The following is a 22658-nucleotide window of genomic DNA, read 5'->3' on the forward strand; positions in this document are numbered from 1 at the left end:
GCCGTGATAATAAATTTTTTCGCCGCTGTGCTAAAAATCGCCACCGTTAACGGCAAATTCCATAGCCCCGCATCCCCAGATGAAAATGTGTGGCGTGCGCCGCGTTATAGTCCGGCCCCAACGTATTGCCAAACCAGGCGCAGCTGTCGTTGAACCACTGATGTAGTAAATCGCTCGCTTCATCAGGCCTGCGCCAGTCGCGTCCAACGCTGATGCGTGTGCCGTTCGCCAGCCGGAACGCCGTCACATCCCACGCATCCGCCGTTGCATGCTCGCTTCGCCGCCCCTGCGCACGATGATAAATATTCCGGCAGGCGTAGCTGCCGACATGTTCAATCTGCCTCAGCGACGAATGCAGAGGGCCGGAGCGCGCGCGCCTGTCTGCCTGTAGTACAAACATCGTGCTGCTGACCGCCAACGGACAGCTGGCAAGAAAGCTGCTGCTGAGCCTTACATCGGCGAAGCGCTGGATGCGAATCGGCGCCGCCAACGGACAAGCGCCGCTCATCGGAGGCGGCTGGGTAAAACTTACCAGCCCCGCCTCCCGCGCACGCTCCAGCACCGCCAGGCAGGCGGCGGGATCGTGACGGATGCGCTGCAGCTTGTAGCGGGTGACCCAACCAGGCGGATCGGTCACTAAAAGCGGCGCAAACGGATTCAGGTGCGACGGCAGATGACGCTCAAGCCAGGGAAAACCCGCCAGCACGGCCAGAATGATCGCCAGCGCGATCGCAATACCTTTCACCTGTTTCTCCCGTTAGCCGCCGTTGCGGTTACCCGGTAAGTGTAGTCATTCCGCCGTCGTTTGCTGCAAAAGAGGTCAATGATGTGTTTTTTTATACCAATGCTGCATAAAAGTTGTGCCTTTGCACAAGACGTAAATAAATGATGCCAACATCGCGCAAGAGATCCTGTAGGATTGGCAAAAATCATTAGCTGTTAATCCGTTAATTACACTATCTTATGCCAACTTACCTGCCGGTAAGAACGATAAATATCGGCCAGCAGAGCCGCACAACATCACAGACAGGAACCATTTTATGGTAGACAACGTTAAAACTACGCTGCAAAAAGCAGAAGGCCCGGATAAGCTCCGGCGCAGCCTTCATAATCGTCATATTCAGCTGATGGCTATCGGCGGTGCCATCGGCACCGGCCTGTTTATGGGGTCGGGGAAAACGATCAGTCTGGCGGGTCCGTCGATCATTTTCGTCTATATGATCATCGGATTTATGCTGTTTTTCGTCATGCGCGCGATGGGCGAACTGCTGCTGTCAAATCTGGAATACAAATCTTTTAGCGATTTTGCCGCCGACCTGCTCGGCCCCTGGGCAGGCTACTTTACCGGCTGGACCTACTGGTTCTGCTGGGTGGTGACCGGCATCGCCGATGTGGTGGCGATCAGCGCTTATTTCCAGCTCTGGTTCCCTGACTTCTCCATCTGGATGAGCGCCCTGCTCTGCGTGCTGGTGTTCCTCGCGCTAAATATCGTGACGGTGAAGATGTTCGGCGAGCTGGAGTTCTGGTTCGCGATTATCAAAATCGTCGCCATCGTTGCGCTGATCGTGACCGGTATCGTACTGGTGGCGATGCACTATCCATCCCCCGGCGGCGGCACCGCGGCGCTTTCGAATATCTGGGATCACGGTGGCATGTTCCCGAAAGGACTGAGCGGCTTCTTCGCTGGCTTCCAGATCGCTGTTTTCGCCTTCGTCGGCATCGAGCTGGTGGGCACCGCAGCGGCGGAAACCCACGATCCGCACAAGGTGCTGCCGCGCGCCATCAATGCAATTCCGCTGCGCGTTATTATGTTTTACGTGCTGGCGCTGATGGTAATCATGGCGGTTACGCCGTGGAGCAGCGTTGTGGCCGACCGCAGCCCGTTCGTTGAAATGTTTATGCTGATTGGCCTGCCGGCGGCGGCCAGCATCGTCAACTTTGTGGTGCTGACCTCTGCGGCCTCCTCTGCAAACAGCGGCATCTTCTCCACCAGCCGCATGCTCTATGGCCTGGCGGAACAGGGCGTGGCGCACCGCACCTTTGGTCGTCTTTCCGCGCGCGCGGTGCCGACCTCCGGGCTGTTCTTCTCCTGCTTCTGCCTGCTGGCGGGCGTGGCGCTGATCTACCTGATTCCAAATGTAATGACGGTTTTCACCATGGTGACCACCGTTTCGGCCATCCTGTTTATGTTCGTCTGGAGCATCATTCTCTGCTCTTATATGGCATACCGTAAGCAGTATCCGCAGCGTCACCAGCAGTCCACCTTCAAGATGCCGCTGGGCAAAGTGATGTGCTGGGTCTGTCTGGCCTTCTTCGCTTTCGTTATCGTTCTGCTGACGCTGCAGGAAGATACGCGCAACGCGCTGATGGTGACGCCGCTGTGGTTTATCATGCTGGGCTTTGGCTGGTGGATGCGTCGCCGCAAGGCAGCATGACCAGAGATTAACATTGCAAAGGGCGAACGGCGGTTCGCCCTTTTTGTTTACAAGCGCTGACGCAGCGTCCGCCACATTTCCGTCAGCGACGGCCGTTCAGAAGGCAATCGCGCCGGATGCAGATCCCGCGCCTGCGGCGCGCCCAGATTGAAAGTAAACGTGAAATGGGGCGCTTCGCCCATGCGCAGATCGCTGATAAGCAGATTGCCGTCATGCTCACGCAGCGCAAAAAAGCCGTGGCTGAACCAGGCCACCCTCTCTACCGCCCAGTCCCCTTTCCACTGTTGATAAAGCCCCGCGCCGCGATCGTGCGCGCTGAGCTGCAACGGGCGCTGCGGCGAAAACAGCGACCAGTAGCCTTCATAGTAACGCTCCGGCGTGACCGCCACCACGCGCCAGACCAGCGTATTAAAGGCGGTCGGGGTAACCAGCAGCCGCGCATTGCCTCCCACCTGCCGTGCGATTTGCGGCGCAACCTGATGCGTCGCGATGCCCTGCGCCGCCATGCTCCAGAGCAGATAAAGCGAGCTGATCGCCAGCCCGACGCGGCTCCAGCGCGGTTGGCGACGCCACAGGGCGGCAATCAGACCGATTATTAGCGGCAGCGTATAGAGCGGATCAACAATAAAGATGCTGCCGATGGCCCAGGGATAGTCGGTAAACGGCAAGCCCAGCTGAGTACCGTACACCGTCATCAGATCGAGCAACGGATGAGTAATCAGCGCCAGCCAGACGGCTGGCCACCAGCGGGCCCACTGGAAAGTTTGCTTCAGCACGCCGGCGATAAGCCAGGCGAGCAGCGGAGAGAGGAGCGTCAGCCAGATCAGCGCATGACTTTCGGTGCGATGCAGCGTCATGTTTCTTATGGCATCGCCATGGTCAAGAAACACATCCAGATCGGGCAGCGTGCCGCAGAACGCGCCCACCAGCGCCGACTGCCAGAGCAGCGCGCGTCGGCCCATGACAGCCATCGTCACCGACGCGCCGAGAACCAGTTGCGAAACGGAATCCATGCTTGCTCCTGCGTTGAAACGTAACGCTATAAGCCTGGCAGGGTTCCGTCGCGCTGAACGTAAAGTTTTTAAGGCGCCGGGCGGATACGAATGCCTTCAATCACCATATGCTGCACATTGGCGACTGCCTGCTGGAAAAATTCCTCATCGTTCAGGGTGCGTCCGGTAATCGCCTCAACCTGCGCGGAGAAATCCGCGTAGTGCTGCGTCGTCGCCCAGAGCATAAAAATCAGATGCTGCGGCTCTACCGGCGCCAAACGCTTCTGCACGATCCAGTTTTCAATGACGCGCGACTTTTCGTCAATCAGTGCCTTGAGATCGCCTTCCAGCTCTGCCTTTAACAGCGGCGCGCCCTGCAGCATCTCCAGACAGAAAAGTCGGGAGGCCTGAGGATGGTCACGCGATACCTCCAGCTTGAGCTGAATATAGTGACGAATCGCCGCCAGCGGGTCCTGATCTTCACGCAGCGCGCGCAGCGGCGCCAGCCAGACATCCAGAATCTCTTTCAGCACGGCGATATAGAGCGCCTCTTTTGAGGGAAAATAGTAGAGCAGGTTGGTTTTCGAGACGCCAGCGCGCTCGGCCACTTTATCCAGGCTGGTACCGTGCATGCCGAACTGTGAAAAGTACTCAAGCGCGGCGTCAAGGATCGCCGAGCGCTTCGCCGCCACCGCCCGCGCGCGCCGCGTGGGTGTCTTGTTTTCCATTTTTTCCCGCTCCTTTCTCTGCAACTGTTCGCGCTGCATCTTAGCAGAGATAGGGAAAGCTGCGTCAGCCTCTGCACATGGCCCTCTTTCCCGCCTGATTTTTGTGCAAAGCGTTTTGACCAAATGGTCTGTTTTGGCGCAACGCGCTGGCGCATTAGCTACTTATTTTGGGTTATCTGTTTGATTATCTTCTTTTTATCTTTTATGGCACAGCCTTTGCTTTCCTCCTTCTGAGCGCCGCCGGAACAGGAGGCAGGATGCACCGCAGCGCGATCGGGAAACATCCACTATGAGGGTTTCACATGAAAATAGGCATCTTTATTCCTGTCGGTAACAACGGCTGGCTGATTTCCAGCAACGCGCCGCAATATATGCCCACATTCGAACTCAATAAGGCGATCGTACAAAAAGCGGAGCATTACCATTTCGATTTCGCGCTATCGATGATCAAGCTACGCGGCTTCGGCGGCAAAACCGAATTCTGGGATCATAATCTTGAATCCTTCACGCTGATGGCGGGCCTGGCGGCGGTGACGTCACGCATCGAAATCTACGCTACGGCGGCAACATTGACGCTGCCGCCAGCCATCGTGGCGCGCATGGCTGCCACCATTGATTCCATCGCCGAAGGCCGCTTCGGCGTCAACCTGGTGACCGGCTGGCAGAAGCCGGAGTATGAGCAAATGGGCCTGTGGCCCGGCGACGACTATTTCACCCGGCGCTACGACTATCTCACCGAATATGTCACCGTGCTGCGCGACCTCTGGGGCAGCGGCAAAAGCGATCTGAAAGGCGAGTTTTTTACCATGAACGATTGCCGCCTCAGCCCGCGTCCGCGCAAATCGATGAAGGTGATCTGCGCCGGTCAGAGCGATGCCGGCATGGCCTTCTCCGCCCGCCACGCCGATTACAATTTCTGCTTCGGCAAAGGAGTCAACACGCCCGCCGCTTTTGCCTCCACTGCGGCGCGCATGAAGGCGGCGGCTGACGCTGAGCAGCGTGACGTTGGCTCTTTCGTGCTGTTTATGATTATCGCCGATGAAACCGATGAGGCGGCGCGCGCCAAATGGGAGCATTACAAGGCGGGCGCTGACGAGGAAGCGCTGGCGTGGCTGACCATGCAAAGCCAGCAGGATAAGCGTTCCGGCAGCAATACTAACGTGCGACAGATGGCCGATCCGACCTCCGCCGTGAATATCAATATGGGCACGCTGGTCGGCTCGTATGCCAATGTGGCGCGCATGCTGGATGAGGTCGCGCAGGTTGAAGGCACGCAGGGCGTGCTGCTGACCTTTGATGATTTCCTGCCGGGCATCGAAGCGTTTGGCGAACGTATTCAGCCACTGCTCGCCTGCCGCGCCCATCTGACTCAGGCTGCGCAGGAGGTGGCATGATGAAGCCGGTTATCTGCGCCAGCGCCAGTCAGCAGGCGGCCGTCACCCTGCCCGCCCGTCCTGAAGCGATCGTTTTTCCACCCGCGCAAACCGCGCTGATCGTGGTGGATATGCAGAACGCCTACGCCACACCGGGCGGCTATCTCGACCTCGCGGGATTTGATGTTTCGACCACGCAGCCGGTAATTGAAAATATCGCCATTGCGGTCAGCGCCGCACGCGCCGCCGGCCTTCAGATTATCTGGTTTCAGAACGGCTGGGACGAACAATATATTGAGGCGGGCGACGCCGGATCGCCAAACTTTCATAAATCGAACGCGCTAAAAACCATGCGCCGACGCCCGGAACTGCAGGGCAAGCTACTGGCTAAAGGCGGCTGGGACTATGCGCTGGTAGAACGGCTACAGCCACAGCCGGGCGATATCGTGCTGCCGAAGCCGCGCTACAGCGGTTTCTACCATACGCCGCTGGACGGCATGCTGCGCAGCCGCGGCATTCGTCATCTGGTGTTTACCGGCATCGCTACCAACGTCTGCGTGGAGTCAACGCTGCGCGACGGCTTCTTTCTGGAATATTTCGGCATCGTGCTGGAGGACGCTACCCATCAGGCGGGCCCGCCTTTCGCTCAGCAGGCGGCGATTTTCAATATTGAAACCTTTTTCGGCTGGGTCTCGGACGTCAGCACTTTCTGCACGGCGCTGGCCGGGCATGAGGCGCTGCAACAATCAACCTGCGCCGCTGCGCAATAAGGAACGCCGTTATGCCTAAACAAGTGATTATTCCTCCCGGCAGCGGCGCGCCGATAGCGCCCTTTTCGCCCGGCGCGCTGGCGGACGGCGTGCTCTATGTCTCCGGCACGCTGCCGTTCGACGCGCAGAACAACGTGGTTTATCCGGGCGATGCGGCAGCGCAGACGCGTCACGTGCTGGAGATCATCAAAGGGGTGATCGAAACGGCAGGCGGCACGCTGGAAGATGTGACCTTCAACGCGCTGTTTCTCACCGACTGGCAGCATTACGCCGCCATCAATCAGGTCTACGCGGACTATTTCCCTGGAGATAAGCCCGCCCGCTTCTGTATTCAGTGCGGACTGGTGAAGCCTGAAGCGCTGATCGAGATCGCCACCACCGCCCATATCGCTAAGTGAGGCGTTTATGCATATTGAGATTTCCGGCCGCAGCGACAGCGACGCCCCGGTAATGGTGCTTTCTGCCGGTCTCGGCGGCCTGGGCAGCTTCTGGTTGCCGCAGATACCGGCGTTGCAACAGCGTTACCGGTTGGTAACTTACGATCAGCGCGGCACCGGCAATAGCCCCGATAGCCTGCCGGAGGGCTACAGCCTGCACGATATGGCCGCCGAACTGGCGCAGGCGCTGAGCGAGGCGGGCATCGCGCGTTTCGATCTGATGGGACACGCGCTGGGCGGGCTGATCGGGCTACAGCTGGCGCTCGATTACCCCACGCGCGTAAAGCGGCTGGTGGTGGCCAACGGCTGGCTGACGCTGGACGCCCATACGCGCCGCTGCTTCCAGGTACGTCAGGATCTGCTGCTTAACGCTGGGGTGGATGCCTACGTGCGTGCGCAGCCGCTGTTTCTCTATCCCGCCGACTGGCTCTCCGCCAATCAGGCGCGCATTGAAGCGGAAGAGGCGCTGCAGTGCGCGCATTTTCAGGGAATGGAAAATCTGCTGCGCCGCCTGAACGCGCTGATGAGCGCCGACTTTCAGCTGCTGGCCGCCCTCATCACGCAGCCAGTGCTGGCAATCTGCGCGCGAGACGATCTGCTGGTGCCCTGGCCCTGCTCGCAGCAGCTCTGCCACGCGCTGCCCAATGCCTCGCTGCGCCAGATGGACTGGGGCGGCCACGCGATGAGCGTTACCGACAGCGCCACCTTTAATTCACTGCTGCTGGCCTGGCTCGACGCCACGCCGGTGACCGCTTCGCAGGACGCCAGCCGCGTCGCCTGAGCCGATTAAGGAGTCACTATGTTGTCATCCGCTTTAGTCTCCTCGCTGACCGCCGTGGAGAAACAAGATTTTCGCAACGCCATGTCGCGGCTGGGCGCCGCCGTTAATATCGTTACCACCGACGGACCAGGCGGGCGCGCCGGTTTTACCGCCTCAGCCGTTTGCAGCGTGACCGATACGCCGCCTACGCTGCTGGTCTGCCTTAACCAATCCGCTTCGGTCTGGCCGGCGTTTTCGCAAAATCAGGTGCTGTGCGTCAATACGCTGGCCGCCGGTCATGAGGCGCTGTCGAATCTGTTCGGCGGCAAAACGCCGATGGAGGCGCGCTTTCTCACCGCCGACTGGCGTACGCTGGCGACGGGCGCGCCGATTCTGAACGGCGCCGTCGCCTCTTTTGATTGTCGCATCAGCCATACGGTCAGCGTCGGCACGCACGATATTCTGTTTTGCGAAGCGCAGGCGCTGGTTTGCAGCCAACAGGGATCCGGCCTGATTTGGTTCGATCGCGACTACCATCACCTGCTGCGGCGGGAAGCCAGCTAACGCCGTCGCGGCACATCATCCTTTTGCAGGAGAATAAAATGGCCCGTTCGTGGTTTCCTCAATGGCATAAAAAAATAGCGGTCGGCGAGACGGGCATTGTTGCGCCCGATGAGACGCTCCCTGCCGGACAGACGCTGATCCTCGGCCTGCAGCACGCGGTGGCGATGTTTGGCGCCACGGTGCTGATGCCGCTGCTGATGGGGCTGGACCCCAATCTGTCGATCATGATGTCCGGCATCGGTACGCTGCTGTTTTTCCTTATCACCGGCGGTCGGGTACCCAGCTATCTGGGCTCCAGCGCCGCGTTTGTCGGCGTGGTGATCGCCGTCACCGGCTTCAATGGTCAGGGGCTGAATCCGCACCTCGGCGTGGCGCTGGGCGGCATCATCGCCTGCGGCCTGCTCTATACGCTGATCGGCGTTATCGTGATGAAAGCGGGAACGCGCTGGATCGAGCGGCTGATGCCGCCCGTAGTCACTGGCGCGGTGGTGATGGCGATTGGTCTGAACCTGGCGCCGATAGCGGTACGCAGCGTCTCAGCGTCGATATTCGATAGCTGGATGGCGGTGCTGACTATCCTCTGCATCGGTTCGGCGGCGGTGTTTACGCGCGGCATGATCCAGCGCCTGCTGATTCTGGTGGGGCTGATTGCGGCCTGGGGCGTCTACGCGCTGTTGACCAACGGGCTGGGACTGGGCACGCCGGTGGATTTCAGCCTGGTAGCGCAGGCGCCCTGGCTGGGCCTGCCGCAGATTACCGCGCCGATCTTTTCCGCTTCCGCTATCACGCTAATCGCGCCGGTGGCGGTGATCCTGGTGGCGGAGAATCTCGGCCATATCAAGGCGGTGGCCGCGATGACCGGACGTAATCTCGACCCCTGGATCGGACGCGCGTTTGTCGGCGACGGGCTGGCGACGCTGCTTTCCGGCAGCATGGGCGGCAGTGGCGTCACCACCTATGCCGAAAATATCGGCGTAATGGCGGTGACGCGTGTTTATTCGACGCTGGCCTTTGTCGCCGCCGCCTTTATCGCGCTGCTGCTCGGATTTTCGCCGAAGTTCGGCGCGCTGATCCACACCATCCCCGCACCGGTTATCGGCGGCGCCTCGATTGTGGTGTTCGGCCTGATCGCCGTAGCGGGCGCGCGCATCTGGGTGCAAAATCAGGTGGATCTGAGCCAGAACGGCAGCCTGATTATGGTGGCAGTCACGCTGGTGCTCGGCGCGGGCGACTTCGCATTGAAAATCGGCGACTTTACGCTCGGCGGCATCGGCACCGCCACCTTTGGCGCAATACTGCTGCATGCTATCCTGCGCCGACGCCGCGCGACGCCGATCGCTGAAGCGGGCATCGCGCGTCAGCATCGCTAGCTTTTACTCTTCCCGGATATTTTGCCGGACGGCGGGCGCCGCCTCTGCCCGCCTTTTCAGCCTTATTTCACTTACCAGGACGCCCAGCACGATGAGCGCGCCGCCCAGCAGTGCCGCGCCGGGCAGACGCTCGCCAGCAATGCGCCCCACCACGCCAGCCCAAACCGGCTCGCCCGCGTAGATGACCGTCGCGCGGGTCGGCGACACGCTGCGCTGCGCCCAGTTCATGGTGACCTGAATCAACGCGCTGGCCAGGCCTAATCCCAGCGCGCTGCCCCAGAGATAAGGCGACATGGTCGGCACCTGCTCCCCGTTCGGCGCCATCAGCATAAAGGAGAAGATCGAGGCTACCGCCAGCTGCACGATGGTGACGCGCCGGATATCCACCTTGCCGGCGCAGGCGCTGATTAAAATGATTTCCGCCGCAATCGCCAGCGTGCTGAGCAGCGTCGCCAGTTCGCCCTGGCTAAAGGCCAGCCCGCCGCTTTCCGGCCCCGCCACCAGCAGCAATCCACCGAAGGCGAGCGCGACGCCGCACCAGGACATCAGCCCCGGCATTTTGCCTAAAAAGATCCATTGCAGCAGCGGCACCAACGGCACATAGAGCGCGGTGATAAAGGCGGACTGGCTGCCGGAAATGGTTTGCATACCCCAGGTTTGCAGACCATAGCCGCAGCCGATGGCGATGCCGATCCACAACCCCGCCATGAGCTCGCGGCGCGTAAAACGCCCCAGGCCGCGCAGAGAAAAAAGCAGCAGCAGCGAGGCGGCGGTAGCGAAACGCACACCGACAAAAAAGAACGGCCCGCTCATGGTCATGGCGTGATGCACCACCATAAAGGTGCCGCCCCAGATCATAGTGATAAAAATCAGAATGGCTTCCGGCAGGGTGAGACGCCATTTGTAACGTGATAAACGACCGTTCATATTCAGAAAGTCCTGAAAAAAGAGGCTGACAGTGTGCTTTTCCCGGCGCGGCAGGTCAATCCTGCGATGCGTCCAGGCAAGCTCGCTGTCTTCTTCTATACTCATTTACTGTTGTTATCTTTCATTGCTACAGGAGAACGTTATGACCCAGAATCAATCCCAGCAGAGTAAAGACGATCCGAAACAGGCGCCGGAATCAGGTGATAAAAAACCGGATACCACCAAGAAATAAACGATCTGACTGAAAAAATCGGTTAAGTCGTTAGATATCACATCAGACACTATGCAACAGGGAGTCGAATAATGGCGAAAATTCTGGTGCTTTACTATTCAATGTACGGACATGTTGAAACGATGGCGAAAGCGGTAGCCGAAGGCGCGAGTAAGGTAGAGGGCGCTGAAGTCATCGTGAAGCGCGTACCGGAGACCATGGACGCTGAGCGCTTTGCTCAGGTGGGCGGTAAAACCGATCAGGACGCGCCGGAAGCCACGCCAGAAGAACTGCCTCAGTATGACGCCATTATTTTCGGCACCCCTACCCGTTTCGGCAATATGTCAGGTCAGATGCGCACCTTCCTTGACCGCACCGGCGGACTCTGGGCTTCCGGCGCGCTTTACGGCAAGCTGGCCAGCGTTTTTACCTCTACCGGCACCGGCGGCGGGCAAGAGCATACGATTTCTTCAACCTGGACGACGCTGGCCCATCACGGCATGGTAATCGTTCCCATCGGCTACGGCACGAAGGAGCTGTTCGATATTGGTCAGGTGCGCGGCGGCACGCCTTATGGCGCATCGACCTACGCCGGCGGCGACGGCTCGCGACAGCCCTCGGAAGAAGAACTGAATATCGCCCGCTTTCAGGGCGAGCATGTCGCCCGTCTGGCGGTAAAGCTGAACGGATAGTCTCAACCAACACAGGAGAACATTATGGCAACGCAACAATCCAAAGCACATCATGTCGGCGAATGGGCAAGCCTGCGCCATACCTCACCTGAGATTGCTGAGGCAATTTTTGAAGTGGCAAATTACGATGAAAAGCTGGCCGAAGAGATCTGGCGCCAGCAGGGCAATGACGAAGTGCTGTTCCGCGCTTTTGATAAAACCGAGGCCGACGTCCTGACATGGGATGATACGGTCGTCGAACGTAAAAACGTCTGAGCCACGTATACCATTCAGGGGGCGGGAAATTCCCGCCCCTCTCTATTTCCCGCCAGTGAAAAGGAGCCTCTTATGTCTGCTTATCAATCTGTGAACCCCGCCACCAACAAAGTGATGAAAACCTGGCCTGCGCACAGCGACGAGTATGTCGAATCGGCGCTGGAAAAAGCGTGGCAGCTTTGGCAATCCGACTGGTCAAGAGGCCCTGTTCAGCCACGTATTCAGGTACTGCATAAGCTGGCGGATTTGATCGACAGCCGGGCGGAGGAGCTGGCGAAAGTCGCCAGCCTTGAAATGGGCAAGCTGCTGAAGCAGAGTCGCGGCGAAGTGGCGATTTGCGCGCAGATTGCGCGTTACTATGCCGAACATGCCGAGAAATTTTTACAGCCGGTTCCTTATCCCACCGAGCTGGGCGACGCCTGGGTCGAATATCATCCGCTGGGGGTGCTGGTCGCCGTCGAGCCGTGGAACTTCCCTTATTACCAGCTGATGCGCGTGCTCGCCCCTAATCTGGCGGCGGGCAATCCGGTGCTGGCGAAGCATGCCGCCATCGTGCCGCACTGTGCCAGCCTGTTTGAGGAGCTGGTGCGTGAAGCCGGCGCGCCTGAAGGCGCATGGACCAATCTGTTTATCTCCAGCGACAAGGTGGCTGAGCTGATCGCTGACGATCGCGTACAGGGCGCCGCGCTGACCGGTTCGGAACGCGCCGGCAGCGCCGTTGCGCAGCAGGCGGGCAAGTATCTGAAGAAAACCACGCTTGAGCTGGGCGGCAATGATGTTTTTGTGGTGCTGGACGACTGCGATCTCGACGAGGCGGTCAAACAGGGCGCGCAGGCGCGTCTGAGCAACGCAGGCCAGGTCTGCACTGCCGCGAAACGCTTTATTGTGCAGCGCAGCGTCTACGATCGCTTCCTGGAGAGATTCACTGCCGCCTTTGAAGCGATGAAAATCGGCGATCCACTGGATGAAAGCACTACGCTGGGCCCGCTATCTTCAGCCAACGCGCGCGATACCCTGGCGAAGCAGGTAGAAAATGCGGTTAAACAGGGCGCGACGCTACACTATGGCGGCAAAGTTATCGACGGCCCTGGCTGTTTTTATCAGCCAACAATCTTAACCAACATCACCCGCGACAATCCGGCTTATTTCGAAGAGTTTTTCGGCCCGGTGGCGCAGGTTTATGTCGTGGAAAACGATGACGAGATAGTGAAACTGGCGAACGACTCCCATTACGGGTTGGGCGGCGCCGTGTTTACCGGCGATATCGCGCGCGGCAAACGTCTTGCCTCACGTATTGAAACCGGCATGGTGTTTATCAACTCCGCCAGCGATACCGCGGCCGAACTGCCTTTCGGCGGCATTAAGCGTTCCGGCTACGGGCGCGAGCTTTCCGATCTCGGCATTAAAGAGTTTGTAAACCAGAAGCTGGTGGTCGTGTCAGGGCAGTAAGCTCATAAAGTGGCCATTCTGCGTAAAATGGCCCGACGCAAACCATAAAAAAAGGGAGCCTGGCTCCCTTTTTTCGCACTCAACGGTTTACGCCGCAGGCGTTGCCTCTTTCTCCGGCGCCTGCTGCGCTTTATCAGCTGGCGTCTGCGCTTCCGGCGCAGCCTGCGGTTTTGACTGACTGGCTGGCTCAGCTTTCTCTGCCGCCGCTTTCTCTGCCGCAGCCTTCTCTTTCGCTGCCTTGTCCGCCGCAGCCTTCTCTGCCGCAGCCTTCTCTTTCGCCGCCTTGTCAGCAGCGGCAGCCTTCTCCTGCGCTGCCTTGTCCGCCGCAGCCTTTGCCTGCGCCGCTTTATCGGTAGCCGCGTTGTCCGTCGCTGCCTTATCCGTTGCTGCGGCGTCGTTGGCTGCCGGCGCGCTCGGCTTCTCCGCAGCCGGTTGTAGCGCGGTACCCTGCAACGCTGCGTTCAGCACGCCGTTGAACTGCTCCCACGAACAGAAACCGTTACCATCCGTCGGGCAACCGTTAAGCTGCAGCGTGACACGTTGCGGCGGATTTTTCAGGCTGAGCACTTCGCCGTCACGCAGCTGATCGGCTGTCTGGTAAACATATTCGATTTTCACCAGATCTTTATCGGCTTTCGCATCATGCCAGCGCTCAAACACCACCTGACCGCCAATCGGCGTTTTCTCATACTGACCCGGCAGCGTATACGGCTTCACATCCAGCGCCGCCAGCAGCGAGGCGATATTGGAATCATGTCCCACCATCAGCATTACCTTCGGCGCAGAGGCTTTATCCTGATCGATAAGCTGGCTGCGAATATAGTCGATCAGCGGCGAAGCGACCTCGCGCGCGATCTCTGGCGAGGTAAACAGCGCATCCTGATAGCCGTTTTTAATCGCGGACAGCGTCTGCCACTGCTCAGGGGTTTTAATCTGTCCCCAGGCGATCTGCTCAAGCGGGAAGCCCTGATAGTATTGCAGGGTAAAGGCGTCCACCAGCGAGTTGCCGACTTTCAGCGGGCCGGCGACATTGGGTTCCTTGCCGTTTTCCGCACTGAATTTATTCTGATTATCGCTGCTGAGCGTGCACTGTTTTTTACCGTCGCAGGCCGGTGAGTTTTTGTAATCGATGATTTTTTCCAGCTGCTGGAAGGCGGGCTTAAGACTTAACTTCTCCCCTTCCGCATTCATCGCCGCCAGCGCTTTTTTGTTGAATTCATCGCTGTCGTTGGTGATCACCGGGCTGAATACCGGGTCCATCGTGCCCATTTCATCCTGATGAGTGACCGCGACGTCGCAGCCAGGGAACGCGCCGGTAACAAAATATTGTGCGGTGGCGACGGTGCGCTGCAGGCTGTTGGCATAGGCGAATACTTCGTTCGAATCCGGGCAGGCGTTAGCTTTAAGTAGTCCCTGTTGCGCCAGCCAGGCACGGGTATAACGCCCCATATAGACTTCCAGCACGCCGCCTTTCGTGGTCAGTTCGCCGCCCGGCACGTCCCACTGCGGCCAGGATTTTTTGGTGGCCTGCGCCAATACGCTGCCATTATCCGCCAGCGGCGCGCGCAGATTGTGGCGGCTCAGCATAAGAACCTGTTGGAGTTGCAGATCGCCATCAGCGGCCTGAGCGGAAAATCCTAAGGGTAACGCCGCAATAACCGACAATGCACAAAGAGTGAGTTTTTTGATCATTGTTACTGTTCCATTCGATCCGATGATGACTTGCTGACTCCTGACCGGAGGTGTGAGAGCCAATATCAGGTGTGACGCGCCGCCTGCGGCAGCGAATACAGGACTCATATCGTATCAGGACTATAGCAGACGCGCGACATCGCGGTTGCGTCCTGCCAGCCAATTGAAAAGCAACGGGATGTTTTTCAGACTTGCGCACCTTTCTGGCGGCTATTCGTCTTCGTCAGGAGAAAAGAGGATGGCGACGTCATGACGGGAAAGCGCGGGGGGTCAGGATATGAAGGCAATCTGGGCACGCACGCGAGCGGATGACAGGCAACAAAAAAGCCAGCACGCTGTGCTGGCTCTCTCTGAAATGTGGCGGAGGAGGAGAGATTCGAACTCTCGGATGGTTTCCCATCGGCGGTTTTCAAGACCGCTGCCTTAAGCCACTCGGCCACCCCTCCGCAAGACCATCTGCAACCGTAATTGCCGACGCGTCATATTGTGCGACGCAGTCTAACGGCTTGATTCTGCTTGTGCAAGTCCCTTTAAAACAAAAAATGGCTGACTGATTATTTTCGCAGCGCAGCGGCGAAAACGGCAGCAACGAGGCTTGACACTCAAACGAAAACGGGCCAGCATCGCTGCTGGCCCGTCATAGATTCGATGGCGGAGGAGGAGAGATTCGAACTCTCGGATGGTTTCCCATCGGCGGTTTTCAAGACCGCTGCCTTAAGCCGCTCGGCCACCCCTCCGCAATGAGGCGAACTATAAACACCCCTTAGGGCAATGTAAATAGCTAAGCTGACCGTTCGCCTGAAAAACAGCCAACGACAGTTTTTTTGCTGCCATTATCACCACTCGGCTCACAAAATCAGCGGCTTCACGCGTAAAGAAGGGTAAAACGCCTTTTCCCTTTTCCCCCCGCTTCGTATGCTCTGCGCTAAGATTGTGACCCCTGTATGAGGTGCATTATGGATCGTATCGTTTCCCGTTCTGGTGCCGGCGCTTCGCTGCTCAGCACCCATAAAGTTTTGCGTAACACCTATTTCTTGCTGGGGCTGACGCTGGCCTTCTCCGCCGCGACGGCGACTGCCAGCACGCTGCTGAATCTGCCCGCGCCAGGCCTGATCCTGATGCTGGTCGGTTTTTACGGCCTGATGTTCCTGACCTACCGTCTGGCGAACAGTCCGGCCGGCATTCTGGCCGCCTTCGCCTTTACCGGTTTTCTCGGCTACAGCCTGGGGCCGATCCTGAATTCGTTCCTGTCGGCCGGGATGGGCGACGCCATCGCGCTGGCGCTCGGCGGCACCGCGCTGGTCTTCTTCTGCTGTTCGGCCTATGTGCTGACCACGCGCCGCGATATGTCATTCCTCGGCGGCCTGATGATGGCGGGTTTCGTCGTGCTGTTAGTGGCAGTGATCGCTAACCTGTTCCTGCAGCTGCCGGCATTGCAGCTGGCGATTAGCGCGCTGTTTATTCTTTTCTCCACCGGCGCGATTCTGTGGGAAACCAGCAATATCATTCACGGCGGCGAAACCAACTATATTCGCGCTACTATCAGCCTGTATGTTTCGCTGTATAACATCTTTATCAGCCTGCTCAGCATTCTTGGCTTCTCGTCGCGTAACGACTAAGCCAGCCGCTATGCGATTGCGTTATCCGGCCCCGTTCTGCGGGGCTTTGTTTTTTTGCCGTCGGCAATTTTGCTAAGATAGGCGCAGGTTTCATTATTGAGGTTATACCGTGCTGTTCGAAGGCAAAGAAATTGCGCGCGATGCGCAAGGTTATCTGTTAGATCCGGCGGACTGGAGCGAAGCGCTGGCGCAGCAGATCGCCGCAGAAGAGTCGATTGAAATGAGCGAAGCGCACTGGGAAGTGGTGCATTTCGTGCGTGCATTTTATATGGAGTTCAACACCTCGCCTGCCGTTCGCATGCTGGTGAAAGCGATGGCGCAGAAATTCGGCGAAGAGAAAGGCAACAGCCGCTATCTGTTTCGGCTCTTTCCCGATGGCCCGGCAAAGCAGGCGACCAGGATCGCGGGCCTGCCGAAACCGGTGAAGTGCCTGTAACGCCAGGCGCCTCCCTTTTATTATCCGCTTAACCGGTGGTGAAACGCTGCGGCGTCTCCGCTGGCTGATGCGGTTCGGTCAGCACGCGATCGACGCGCGCGCTGCGCGGCCCGCCCGCCTTTAACCATGCCAGCAGCTGCTCCAGCTGCGCGTTGTCGCCGCAGGCCAGCACCTCTACGCTACCGTCATCCAGATTGCGCGCGTAACCCGTCAGCCCCAGCTGCTGCGCCTGCGCCTGCGTGCTGTAGCGAAATCCGACGCCCTGCACCCGTCCATAAACCCAGGCTTTTATGCACTGCTGCGCCATTGCGCCCTCCTGCGATCCAGTTTGATTGCATTTTTCCGGTATCCACCGGACAATGTCGCCTCATTTTCCGTTGGTAAGCATAGCAAAATATGACTGTTCGATTGATTCTCGCTAAGGGCCGTGAAAAGTCCCTGCTCCGTCGTCATCCCTGGATATTTTCCGGCGCCGTCGCCCGAATGGAAGGTAAAGCCCAACGCGGCGAAACCATCGATGTCTGCGACAGCCAGGGCAAATGGCTGGCCCGTGCCGCCTTTTCTCCCGATTCGCAGATCCGCGCGCGCGTCTGGAGCTGGCAGCAAGATGAATCCGTCGATATCGCCTTTTTTATTCGTCGTCTGCAGAGCGCGCAGCAGCTGCGCGACTGGCTGGCCGCGCGCGACGGCCTTGACAGCTATCGTCTGATCGCCGGCGAATCTGACGGCCTGCCCGGTGTCACTATCGACCGTTTCGGTCAGTTTCTGGTGCTGCAGCTGCTCTCCGCCGGCGCCGAATACCAGCGTCCAGCGATTATCTCCGCGCTGCAGCAGTGCTACCCGACGTGCAGCATTTACGATCGTTCCGACGTGTCGGTGCGTAAAAAAGAGGGCCTGGCGCTGACGCAGGGGCCGGTAAGCGGCGAGCTGCCGCCCGACCTGTTGCCGATTACCGAACACGGCATGAAGCTGCTGGTAGATATCCGCACCGGCCATAAGACCGGCTACTACCTCGATCAACGTGACAGCCGTTTCGCCACGCGCCGCTATGCGCAGGACAAGCGCGTACTGAACTGCTTTTCCTATACCGGCGGTTTCGCCGTTTCCGCGCTAATGGGCGGCTGCCGCGAAGTCATTAGCGTCGATACCTCTCAGGCCGCACTGGACGTCGCGAAACAGAACGTCGAGCTGAACGGGCTGGATCTCAGCAAAGCGCAGTTCCTGCGTGACGATGTGTTTAAACTGCTGCGCAGCTATCGCGATAGTGGTGAAAAGTTCGACCTGATTGTGATGGACCCACCGAAGTTTGTGGAAAATAAAAACCAGCTGGCGGGCGCCTGCCGCGGTTATAAAGATATCAACATGCTGGCGATGCAGCTGCTCAATCCGGGTGGAATGTTGTTGACCTTCTCCTGCTCAGGCCTGATGCCGACCGATTTATTCCAGAAAATCATCGCCGACGCCGCCGTAGATGCCCAGCGTGATGTACAATTTATAGAGCAGTTCCGCCAGGCGGCCGATCACCCGGTGATCGCCAGTTATCCTGAAGGGCTTTATCTGAAGGGCGTCGCCTGTCGCGTACTGTAACTTGAAAACGATGCCTTTGACGCCATATTGGTATCAAAGGCAGTGTTTGTCAGGAGGTATTGATGATTGCCAGTAAATTTGGAATTGGTCAGCAGGTGCGTCATAAGATGCTGGGCTTTCTGGGGGTGGTGGTTGATGTCGATCCCGAGTATTCGTTAGACGATCCCGGTGTGGAAGATGTTGACGCCAATGATGCCCTGCTTGCTGCGCCCTGGTATCACGTTGTCACTGAAGATGATGACGGCGAGCCCATCCACACTTATCTTGCCGAAGCCCAGCTTTCCGGCGAGCCGCAAACCATTCATCCCGAACAACCTTCGCTGGATGAACTGGCGGAGTCGATTCGTCAACAGCTGATGGCCCCCCGTTTACGTCACTAAATCAGGTTATGTCGGGCAACGTCGGAACAGGTCGGCCAGGCCTGATTTGGCGATGCTCGTCAGGCCTTTTTTGCTATTTATCGTTCACTTTTTCAGTAACCCCAGCCGTGGGATTTCAATCTTCGGACAGCGATCCATCACCACATTCAGCCCCGCATCTGCCGCCAGCGTGGCCGCCTGTTCATTGATCACGCCCTGTTGCAGCCACAGCGTTTTCGCGCCGATACCGATCGCTTCCTGCGCCACGCCCCAGGCCGCCTCGGAATTGCGAAAGACATCTACCATATCCACCGGCTCTGGAATCTCCGCCAGCGAAGCGTACACTTTTTGTCCCAGCAGCGTCTGTCCCGCCAGGCCCGGATTCACCGGGATCACTTTATAACCCTGCTGCAATAGCCAGGCCATCACGCCGTAGCTGGGGCGATGGGGCTGGTCGCTGGCTCCCACCAGCGCAATTGTGCGCGTTGAGGTCAATACATCGGCAATCATTTGGTCATTCATAATCTTCTCCTGAGGATATGTATTTCCCCCATTCTAGGTGAAATCTGTCGGGGGAATGAACAGGCGACACGGATGTACGCATTTAGCGATTCAGGGCACAAAATAATATGTTAAAATGTTAACACAATGCCATAATGTAAGAATTTGATACATTCACTGCCGGATTTCCCGTGCGCCTTTTGGAGAAATAATGAAGCTGCGTTTGATCTGCTCAGGCTTGCTTGCGTTGCTGTTCGCAACATCCTGTTATGCGACTACGCTCAGGCTCGATCCCGATATCGATTTGCTGGTGCTGGACGGACGCAAAATTTCAGGCTCACTGCTTAAGGGCGCCGAAGGGTTGGAACTGGACAATGGAGAGCATCAGCTGCTGTTCCGTGTTGAAAAAACAGTTGGCTTGACGCACGGCGGCGCACGCCGCAGCTATATTTCCGATCCGCTGATCGTAACTTTTATCGCCAATGCAAAATCTATTTCCGTGCGCCTGCCGCAGCTTGACTCCCTGCATGATCGCCGCCTGTTTGATAAAAACAGCACCTTTATCATGGTCGATGAAAAAGGCCAGACGGTGCCCAGCCGCCGCGATCGCCTTCCCTTACATGACGGGCAGCAGACCGATCTGGAAAAAGCGTTAATGGCATATAACCGCAGCGGCCAGAGCGCCTCGGTGCCGCGCTTTGCGCAACAGCCGCCCTTAAGCGTCAGACAGCAAAAGTTTCCGATCGATGTCGTCGGCGCTAACCTGCCTGCCGAACCCCTTTTACAGCTGTGGTTTCATCAGGTCGACAGCGCCACGCGTCAACGCCTGCTGAGATGGATGAAGGCGCTACGGGCAAGTTGATGTTTACTGCCCGGCAAAGGTAAACTCGGTCTGATTCCTTTTTTGACCTTATCTCAACAGGATGCCTGAATGGAGCAGACCAGCCGTACTCTTGCCGAAGCGAAAAAAATTGCCCTGGTGGCGCATGACCACTGTAAATCCTCTCTGCTTGAGTGGGTCAGCCAGCATAAAGCATTGCTCAGCGCGCATACGCTCTACGCGACCGGCACCACCGGAAACCTGATCCAGCGAGAAACCGGTCTTGAGGTGAATGCGATGCTCAGCGGTCCGATGGGCGGCGACCAGCAGGTCGGCGCGCTGATTGCCGAGGGGAAAATCGATATGCTGATTTTCTTCTGGGACCCGTTGAACGCGGTGCCGCACGATCCTGACGTAAAAGCGCTGCTGCGTCTGGCGACAGTATGGAATATTCCTACCGCTACCAACCGTTCCACCGCCGATTTCCTGATCAACTCGCCGCTGTTTAGCCAGACCGTCGCGATTCAGATCCCCGATTATCAAAATTATCTGCACGCGCGCCTGAAATAACTTATCTGTTGCGCCGGGCTTATGGTTTACGCAATAGCGGAACGCCCAGGCGCTTGAACACCTCTACAAATACCGATGGCTGCTGCCGATTATAGAGCAGCCATACCTGCTGTTTCGCCCGCGTCAGCGCAACATAGGCCAGCCTGCGCTCTTCCGCGTCAGGAAAATCTTCTGTCGGGGGTAACAGTCCCTCTTCCAGCACCGTTTCACGCGCAGCGGCGGGAAAGCCATCGTTGCCCGCCTGCAGGCCAAGCACAATCACATAGTCCGCCTGCTGCCCTTTACTGGCGTGAATGGTCATAAAATCGAGGTGAAGCTTTGGCCAGCGCGTTTTGGCTTTGCTCAGCAACGCGGGCCGCAGATGATGATAACGTCCCAGCAGCAGTACGCGCTCCTCTGGCCGGGCATAGCCGCTGATTTTATCCAGCAGCTCCTCCAGCCTGTCGTCAGGCAGCAGCGAGATCGCCTTTTTATTGCCTTTCGTCACGCTGTTCAGCGGTTTCACCAGCTGATGCGGATTTTCCTGCACAAAACGCGTTGCGATATCGCCGATGCGATCGTTAAAACGCCAGGTAGTATCCAGCACGCAACGGTCGCCTTCGCCAAAATAGTGATGGAAAGCGGTTGTCAGGCTCATTTCCGCACCGCTGAAGCGATAAATCGCCTGGCAGTCATCGCCAACGGCAAACAGACTGGTTTGCCGGTTTTGCTTGCGCAGCGCGGCCAGCAGCGCCGCTCTCTGCGGTGAGATATCCTGAAATTCATCCACCAGAATGTGCTTCCAGGGGCTGATAAAGCGCCCTTTCTCCAGTAGATTAATCGCCTGATGCATCAGACCGGAAAAGTCGACAGCGCCCTCTTCTTTCAGAGCGCTTTTCCAGGCCTTCAGCAGCGGCGCCATCAGCTTTATGCGTTTAGCGAAGCTGTCGCGCACCGCTTCAGGCGCATCGGCGATCATCGCCGCCTGGGCGCCGCCATGCATACGCATCAGGCCAAGCCAGCGTTCCAGTCGGCTGGCGAGGCGTTGGGTCAGCATCTCGTCCTGCCAGAAATCGCCTTCCGGCACCGTCCACGCCAGCTCTTCCGTCAACCACTGTCGCCAGCCGCTGGCATGGGCTTTTTTCTCGGCGCACTGCTGACGCCAGGTTTCGATCAGCAGCTGCCGTCGCGCCGCATCGTCGCTTTCCAGTCGGGAGATGGTCGGCTGCTTGTTGCTGCCTTCACGAATAATGTGCAACGCCAGCGCATGAAAGGTACGCGCTTCGATATTCTCATTTTGCAGGCGCGTTTTAATACGCTGGTTCATCTCTTCCGCCGCTTCGCGGCCAAACGCCAATAGCAGAATCTGCTGCGGCTGCGCCTGCTGACGCAGCAGCAGCCAGCCCGCACGCGCTACCAGCACCGAGGTTTTGCCGGTGCCAGCGCCCGCCAGCACCAGCAGCGCATCTTCGCCATTGACCACGGCGCGCGCCTGCGCCGCATTAAGCGGCGTCGATTCCACCGTCGCAAAAAAATCCGCATGCTGTTCCAGCATATGATCAGTCCAGAGCGCATTACGCTGGGTCAGCATCGCTTCGCCCCTGCGCAGCCACTGTAAACACTGCTGACAGAGATCACGGCAATTATCGAAGCCGTCGAGACGGGCAACCGGCATCGGCAATGCGCTGAACGCCTCTTCTATTTTCGCCTGCATCCGCGCCAGCTCGCTTCGCTTCAGCCAGCGGTCCTGCGCTTCGGTTTGCTGTAGCTCCGCAATCAGCCCGGTCAACACCTGCGCGCTGATGTCGCTCATCTCCGCGCTCCACTGTTGCCATGCCTGCGTCAGATAGTGGTAAAAACGCTGCGTTTCCTGCCACTCCGTACCGTGCAGCCGCACCACCTTTTCATCCGGCAAAGTGAACTCCAGCTCACCCCAGATCATCCCGCGTTTGCATCTAATATCCAGCAGCTTATTAAACGGGATCAGATACTCATGTTTTTCACCGCTGACTTCCACTCCGGCGCTGAGCAGACGTACCCGATTATAAGGATGCTGCGCCAGATGTTTGCCAAGCGAGGTTGCTTTTAATTCCATGCGTGATAACCAAAGGTATGCAGATTCTGTTGGTTGC

General features: G+C 58.1%; 24 protein-coding genes and 2 tRNA genes. 16 read left to right on the forward strand and 10 right to left on the reverse strand.

The window, feature by feature from the left end; all coding sequences use genetic code 11:
- Positions 1 to 46: 46 nt before the first annotated feature.
- Positions 47 to 745 (reverse strand): extensin-like domain-containing protein, encoded by a 699-nt coding sequence (locus MYY08_RS18655; protein ID WP_081981815.1) that lies wholly within the window; start codon positions 743 to 745, stop codon positions 47 to 49.
- Between the two features lie 295 nt (positions 746 to 1040).
- Between MYY08_RS18655 and cycA the strand changes: the two genes are divergently transcribed.
- Positions 1041 to 2435 carry a D-serine/D-alanine/glycine transporter gene (cycA, locus tag MYY08_RS18660; protein WP_038626909.1) on the forward strand — a complete coding sequence of 465 codons (1395 nt, stop codon included), beginning with the start codon at positions 1041 to 1043 and terminating at the stop codon, positions 2433 to 2435.
- 47 nt (positions 2436 to 2482) lie between these two features.
- On the opposite strand, the gene MYY08_RS18665 is transcribed toward cycA, so the two are convergent.
- Together MYY08_RS18665 and rutR are read right to left on the reverse strand one after the other, a co-directional pair.
- Positions 2483 to 3448, reverse strand: a complete 966-nt coding sequence (locus MYY08_RS18665; RefSeq protein ID WP_288015472.1) for a metal-dependent hydrolase — start codon at positions 3446 to 3448, stop codon at positions 2483 to 2485.
- A gap of 68 nt (positions 3449 to 3516) precedes the next feature.
- Positions 3517 to 4155 (reverse strand): HTH-type transcriptional regulator RutR, encoded by a 639-nt coding sequence (gene rutR / locus MYY08_RS18670; protein ID WP_104951460.1) that lies wholly within the window; start codon positions 4153 to 4155, stop codon positions 3517 to 3519.
- Positions 4156 to 4457: 302 nt separating this feature from the next.
- Between rutR and rutA the strand changes: the two genes are divergently transcribed.
- The 6 genes from rutA to rutG are packed head-to-tail and all read left to right on the forward strand — an operon-like array spanning position 4458 to position 9429.
- Positions 4458 to 5549 carry a pyrimidine utilization protein A gene (gene rutA, locus MYY08_RS18675; protein WP_038626914.1) on the forward strand — a complete coding sequence of 364 codons (1092 nt, stop codon included), beginning with the start codon at positions 4458 to 4460 and terminating at the stop codon, positions 5547 to 5549.
- Positions 5549 to 6298, forward strand: coding sequence for a pyrimidine utilization protein B (gene rutB, locus MYY08_RS18680; protein WP_052134020.1), 750 nt, complete (start codon positions 5549 to 5551; stop codon positions 6296 to 6298). The genes rutA and rutB overlap by 1 nt, the downstream gene beginning before the upstream one ends.
- A gap of 11 nt (positions 6299 to 6309) precedes the next feature.
- Positions 6310 to 6696 carry a pyrimidine utilization protein C gene (gene rutC, locus MYY08_RS18685; RefSeq protein WP_038626916.1) on the forward strand — a complete coding sequence of 129 codons (387 nt, stop codon included), beginning with the start codon at positions 6310 to 6312 and terminating at the stop codon, positions 6694 to 6696.
- 7 nt (positions 6697 to 6703) lie between these two features.
- Positions 6704 to 7516, forward strand: coding sequence for a pyrimidine utilization protein D (gene rutD / locus MYY08_RS18690; protein WP_038626918.1), 813 nt, complete (start codon positions 6704 to 6706; stop codon positions 7514 to 7516).
- A gap of 18 nt (positions 7517 to 7534) precedes the next feature.
- Complete coding sequence (gene rutF, locus MYY08_RS18695; RefSeq protein WP_038626921.1) at positions 7535 to 8059, forward strand: NADH-dependent FMN reductase RutF; 525 nt, start codon at positions 7535 to 7537, stop codon at positions 8057 to 8059.
- Positions 8060 to 8097: 38 nt separating this feature from the next.
- Entirely contained in the window at positions 8098 to 9429 is a 1332-nt protein-coding gene (gene rutG, locus MYY08_RS18700) for a pyrimidine utilization transport protein G (RefSeq protein ID WP_038626923.1), read from the forward strand.
- A gap of 3 nt (positions 9430 to 9432) precedes the next feature.
- Here rutG and MYY08_RS18705 read toward each other — a convergent pair whose 3' ends face one another.
- Positions 9433 to 10356 (reverse strand): DMT family transporter, encoded by a 924-nt coding sequence (locus MYY08_RS18705; protein WP_038630062.1) that lies wholly within the window; start codon positions 10354 to 10356, stop codon positions 9433 to 9435.
- Positions 10357 to 10659: 303 nt separating this feature from the next.
- Between MYY08_RS18705 and wrbA the strand changes: the two genes are divergently transcribed.
- The 3 genes from wrbA (at position 10660) to MYY08_RS18720 (ending at position 12963) form a co-directional block, all read left to right on the forward strand.
- Positions 10660 to 11259: an NAD(P)H:quinone oxidoreductase gene (gene wrbA, locus MYY08_RS18710; protein WP_038626925.1), complete on the forward strand. Its 600-nt coding sequence runs from the start codon at positions 10660 to 10662 to the stop codon at positions 11257 to 11259.
- Between the two features lie 24 nt (positions 11260 to 11283).
- Positions 11284 to 11514 carry a YccJ family protein gene (locus MYY08_RS18715; RefSeq protein ID WP_038626927.1) on the forward strand — a complete coding sequence of 77 codons (231 nt, stop codon included), beginning with the start codon at positions 11284 to 11286 and terminating at the stop codon, positions 11512 to 11514.
- Between the two features lie 72 nt (positions 11515 to 11586).
- On the forward strand, positions 11587 to 12963 hold the full coding sequence (locus MYY08_RS18720; protein WP_288015485.1) for an NAD-dependent succinate-semialdehyde dehydrogenase: 1377 nt from the start codon (positions 11587 to 11589) through the stop codon (positions 12961 to 12963).
- Between the two features lie 87 nt (positions 12964 to 13050).
- Here the strand turns inward: MYY08_RS18720 and agp are convergent, their stop codons facing one another.
- From agp to MYY08_RS18735, 3 genes are all read right to left on the reverse strand, one after another.
- Complete coding sequence (gene agp / locus MYY08_RS18725; protein WP_190296702.1) at positions 13051 to 14655, reverse strand: bifunctional glucose-1-phosphatase/inositol phosphatase; 1605 nt, start codon at positions 14653 to 14655, stop codon at positions 13051 to 13053.
- A 358-nt stretch (positions 14656 to 15013) separates the two neighbouring features.
- Positions 15014 to 15101, reverse strand: a tRNA-Ser gene (locus MYY08_RS18730).
- 203 nt (positions 15102 to 15304) lie between these two features.
- Positions 15305 to 15392 (reverse strand) — tRNA-Ser (locus MYY08_RS18735).
- A gap of 219 nt (positions 15393 to 15611) precedes the next feature.
- On the opposite strand from MYY08_RS18735, the gene yccA reads away from it, so the two are divergent.
- Both yccA and tusE read left to right on the forward strand, forming a co-directional pair.
- Entirely contained in the window at positions 15612 to 16274 is a 663-nt protein-coding gene (gene yccA / locus MYY08_RS18740) for an FtsH protease modulator YccA (protein WP_038626932.1), read from the forward strand.
- Positions 16275 to 16383: 109 nt separating this feature from the next.
- Complete coding sequence (gene tusE, locus MYY08_RS18745) at positions 16384 to 16710, forward strand: sulfurtransferase TusE (RefSeq protein ID WP_038626936.1); 327 nt, start codon at positions 16384 to 16386, stop codon at positions 16708 to 16710.
- Positions 16711 to 16738: 28 nt separating this feature from the next.
- On the opposite strand, the gene yccX is transcribed toward tusE, so the two are convergent.
- The gene (gene yccX, locus MYY08_RS18750; RefSeq protein WP_038626939.1) at positions 16739 to 17017 is read right to left on the reverse strand and encodes an acylphosphatase; all 279 of its coding nucleotides are present in this window, start codon (positions 17015 to 17017) and stop codon (positions 16739 to 16741) included.
- 89 nt (positions 17018 to 17106) lie between these two features.
- On the opposite strand from yccX, the gene rlmI reads away from it, so the two are divergent.
- Together rlmI and hspQ are read left to right on the forward strand one after the other, a co-directional pair.
- The gene (gene rlmI, locus MYY08_RS18755; RefSeq protein ID WP_159378829.1) at positions 17107 to 18297 is read left to right on the forward strand and encodes a 23S rRNA (cytosine(1962)-C(5))-methyltransferase RlmI; all 1191 of its coding nucleotides are present in this window, start codon (positions 17107 to 17109) and stop codon (positions 18295 to 18297) included.
- Positions 18298 to 18359: 62 nt separating this feature from the next.
- On the forward strand, positions 18360 to 18677 hold the full coding sequence (hspQ, locus tag MYY08_RS18760) for a heat shock protein HspQ (protein WP_038626945.1): 318 nt from the start codon (positions 18360 to 18362) through the stop codon (positions 18675 to 18677).
- 84 nt (positions 18678 to 18761) lie between these two features.
- Here hspQ and MYY08_RS18765 read toward each other — a convergent pair whose 3' ends face one another.
- Positions 18762 to 19178 carry a CoA-binding protein gene (locus MYY08_RS18765; RefSeq protein ID WP_190296701.1) on the reverse strand — a complete coding sequence of 139 codons (417 nt, stop codon included), beginning with the start codon at positions 19176 to 19178 and terminating at the stop codon, positions 18762 to 18764.
- A gap of 190 nt (positions 19179 to 19368) precedes the next feature.
- Here MYY08_RS18765 and MYY08_RS18770 point away from each other — a divergent pair, with 190 nt between their 5' ends.
- Both MYY08_RS18770 and MYY08_RS18775 read left to right on the forward strand, forming a co-directional pair.
- On the forward strand, positions 19369 to 20019 hold the full coding sequence (locus tag MYY08_RS18770) for a DUF2057 family protein (RefSeq protein WP_038626949.1): 651 nt from the start codon (positions 19369 to 19371) through the stop codon (positions 20017 to 20019).
- 69 nt (positions 20020 to 20088) lie between these two features.
- Positions 20089 to 20547: a methylglyoxal synthase gene (locus MYY08_RS18775; RefSeq protein WP_038626951.1), complete on the forward strand. Its 459-nt coding sequence runs from the start codon at positions 20089 to 20091 to the stop codon at positions 20545 to 20547.
- Between the two features lie 19 nt (positions 20548 to 20566).
- Here the strand turns inward: MYY08_RS18775 and helD are convergent, their stop codons facing one another.
- Complete coding sequence (helD, locus tag MYY08_RS18780; RefSeq protein WP_038626954.1) at positions 20567 to 22621, reverse strand: DNA helicase IV; 2055 nt, start codon at positions 22619 to 22621, stop codon at positions 20567 to 20569.
- Positions 22622 to 22658 lie beyond the last annotated feature (37 nt).

It is taken from the genome of Mixta sp. (genome assembly GCF_024610815.1).
GTDB classification, from domain to species: domain Bacteria; phylum Pseudomonadota; class Gammaproteobacteria; order Enterobacterales; family Enterobacteriaceae; genus Mixta; species Mixta calida.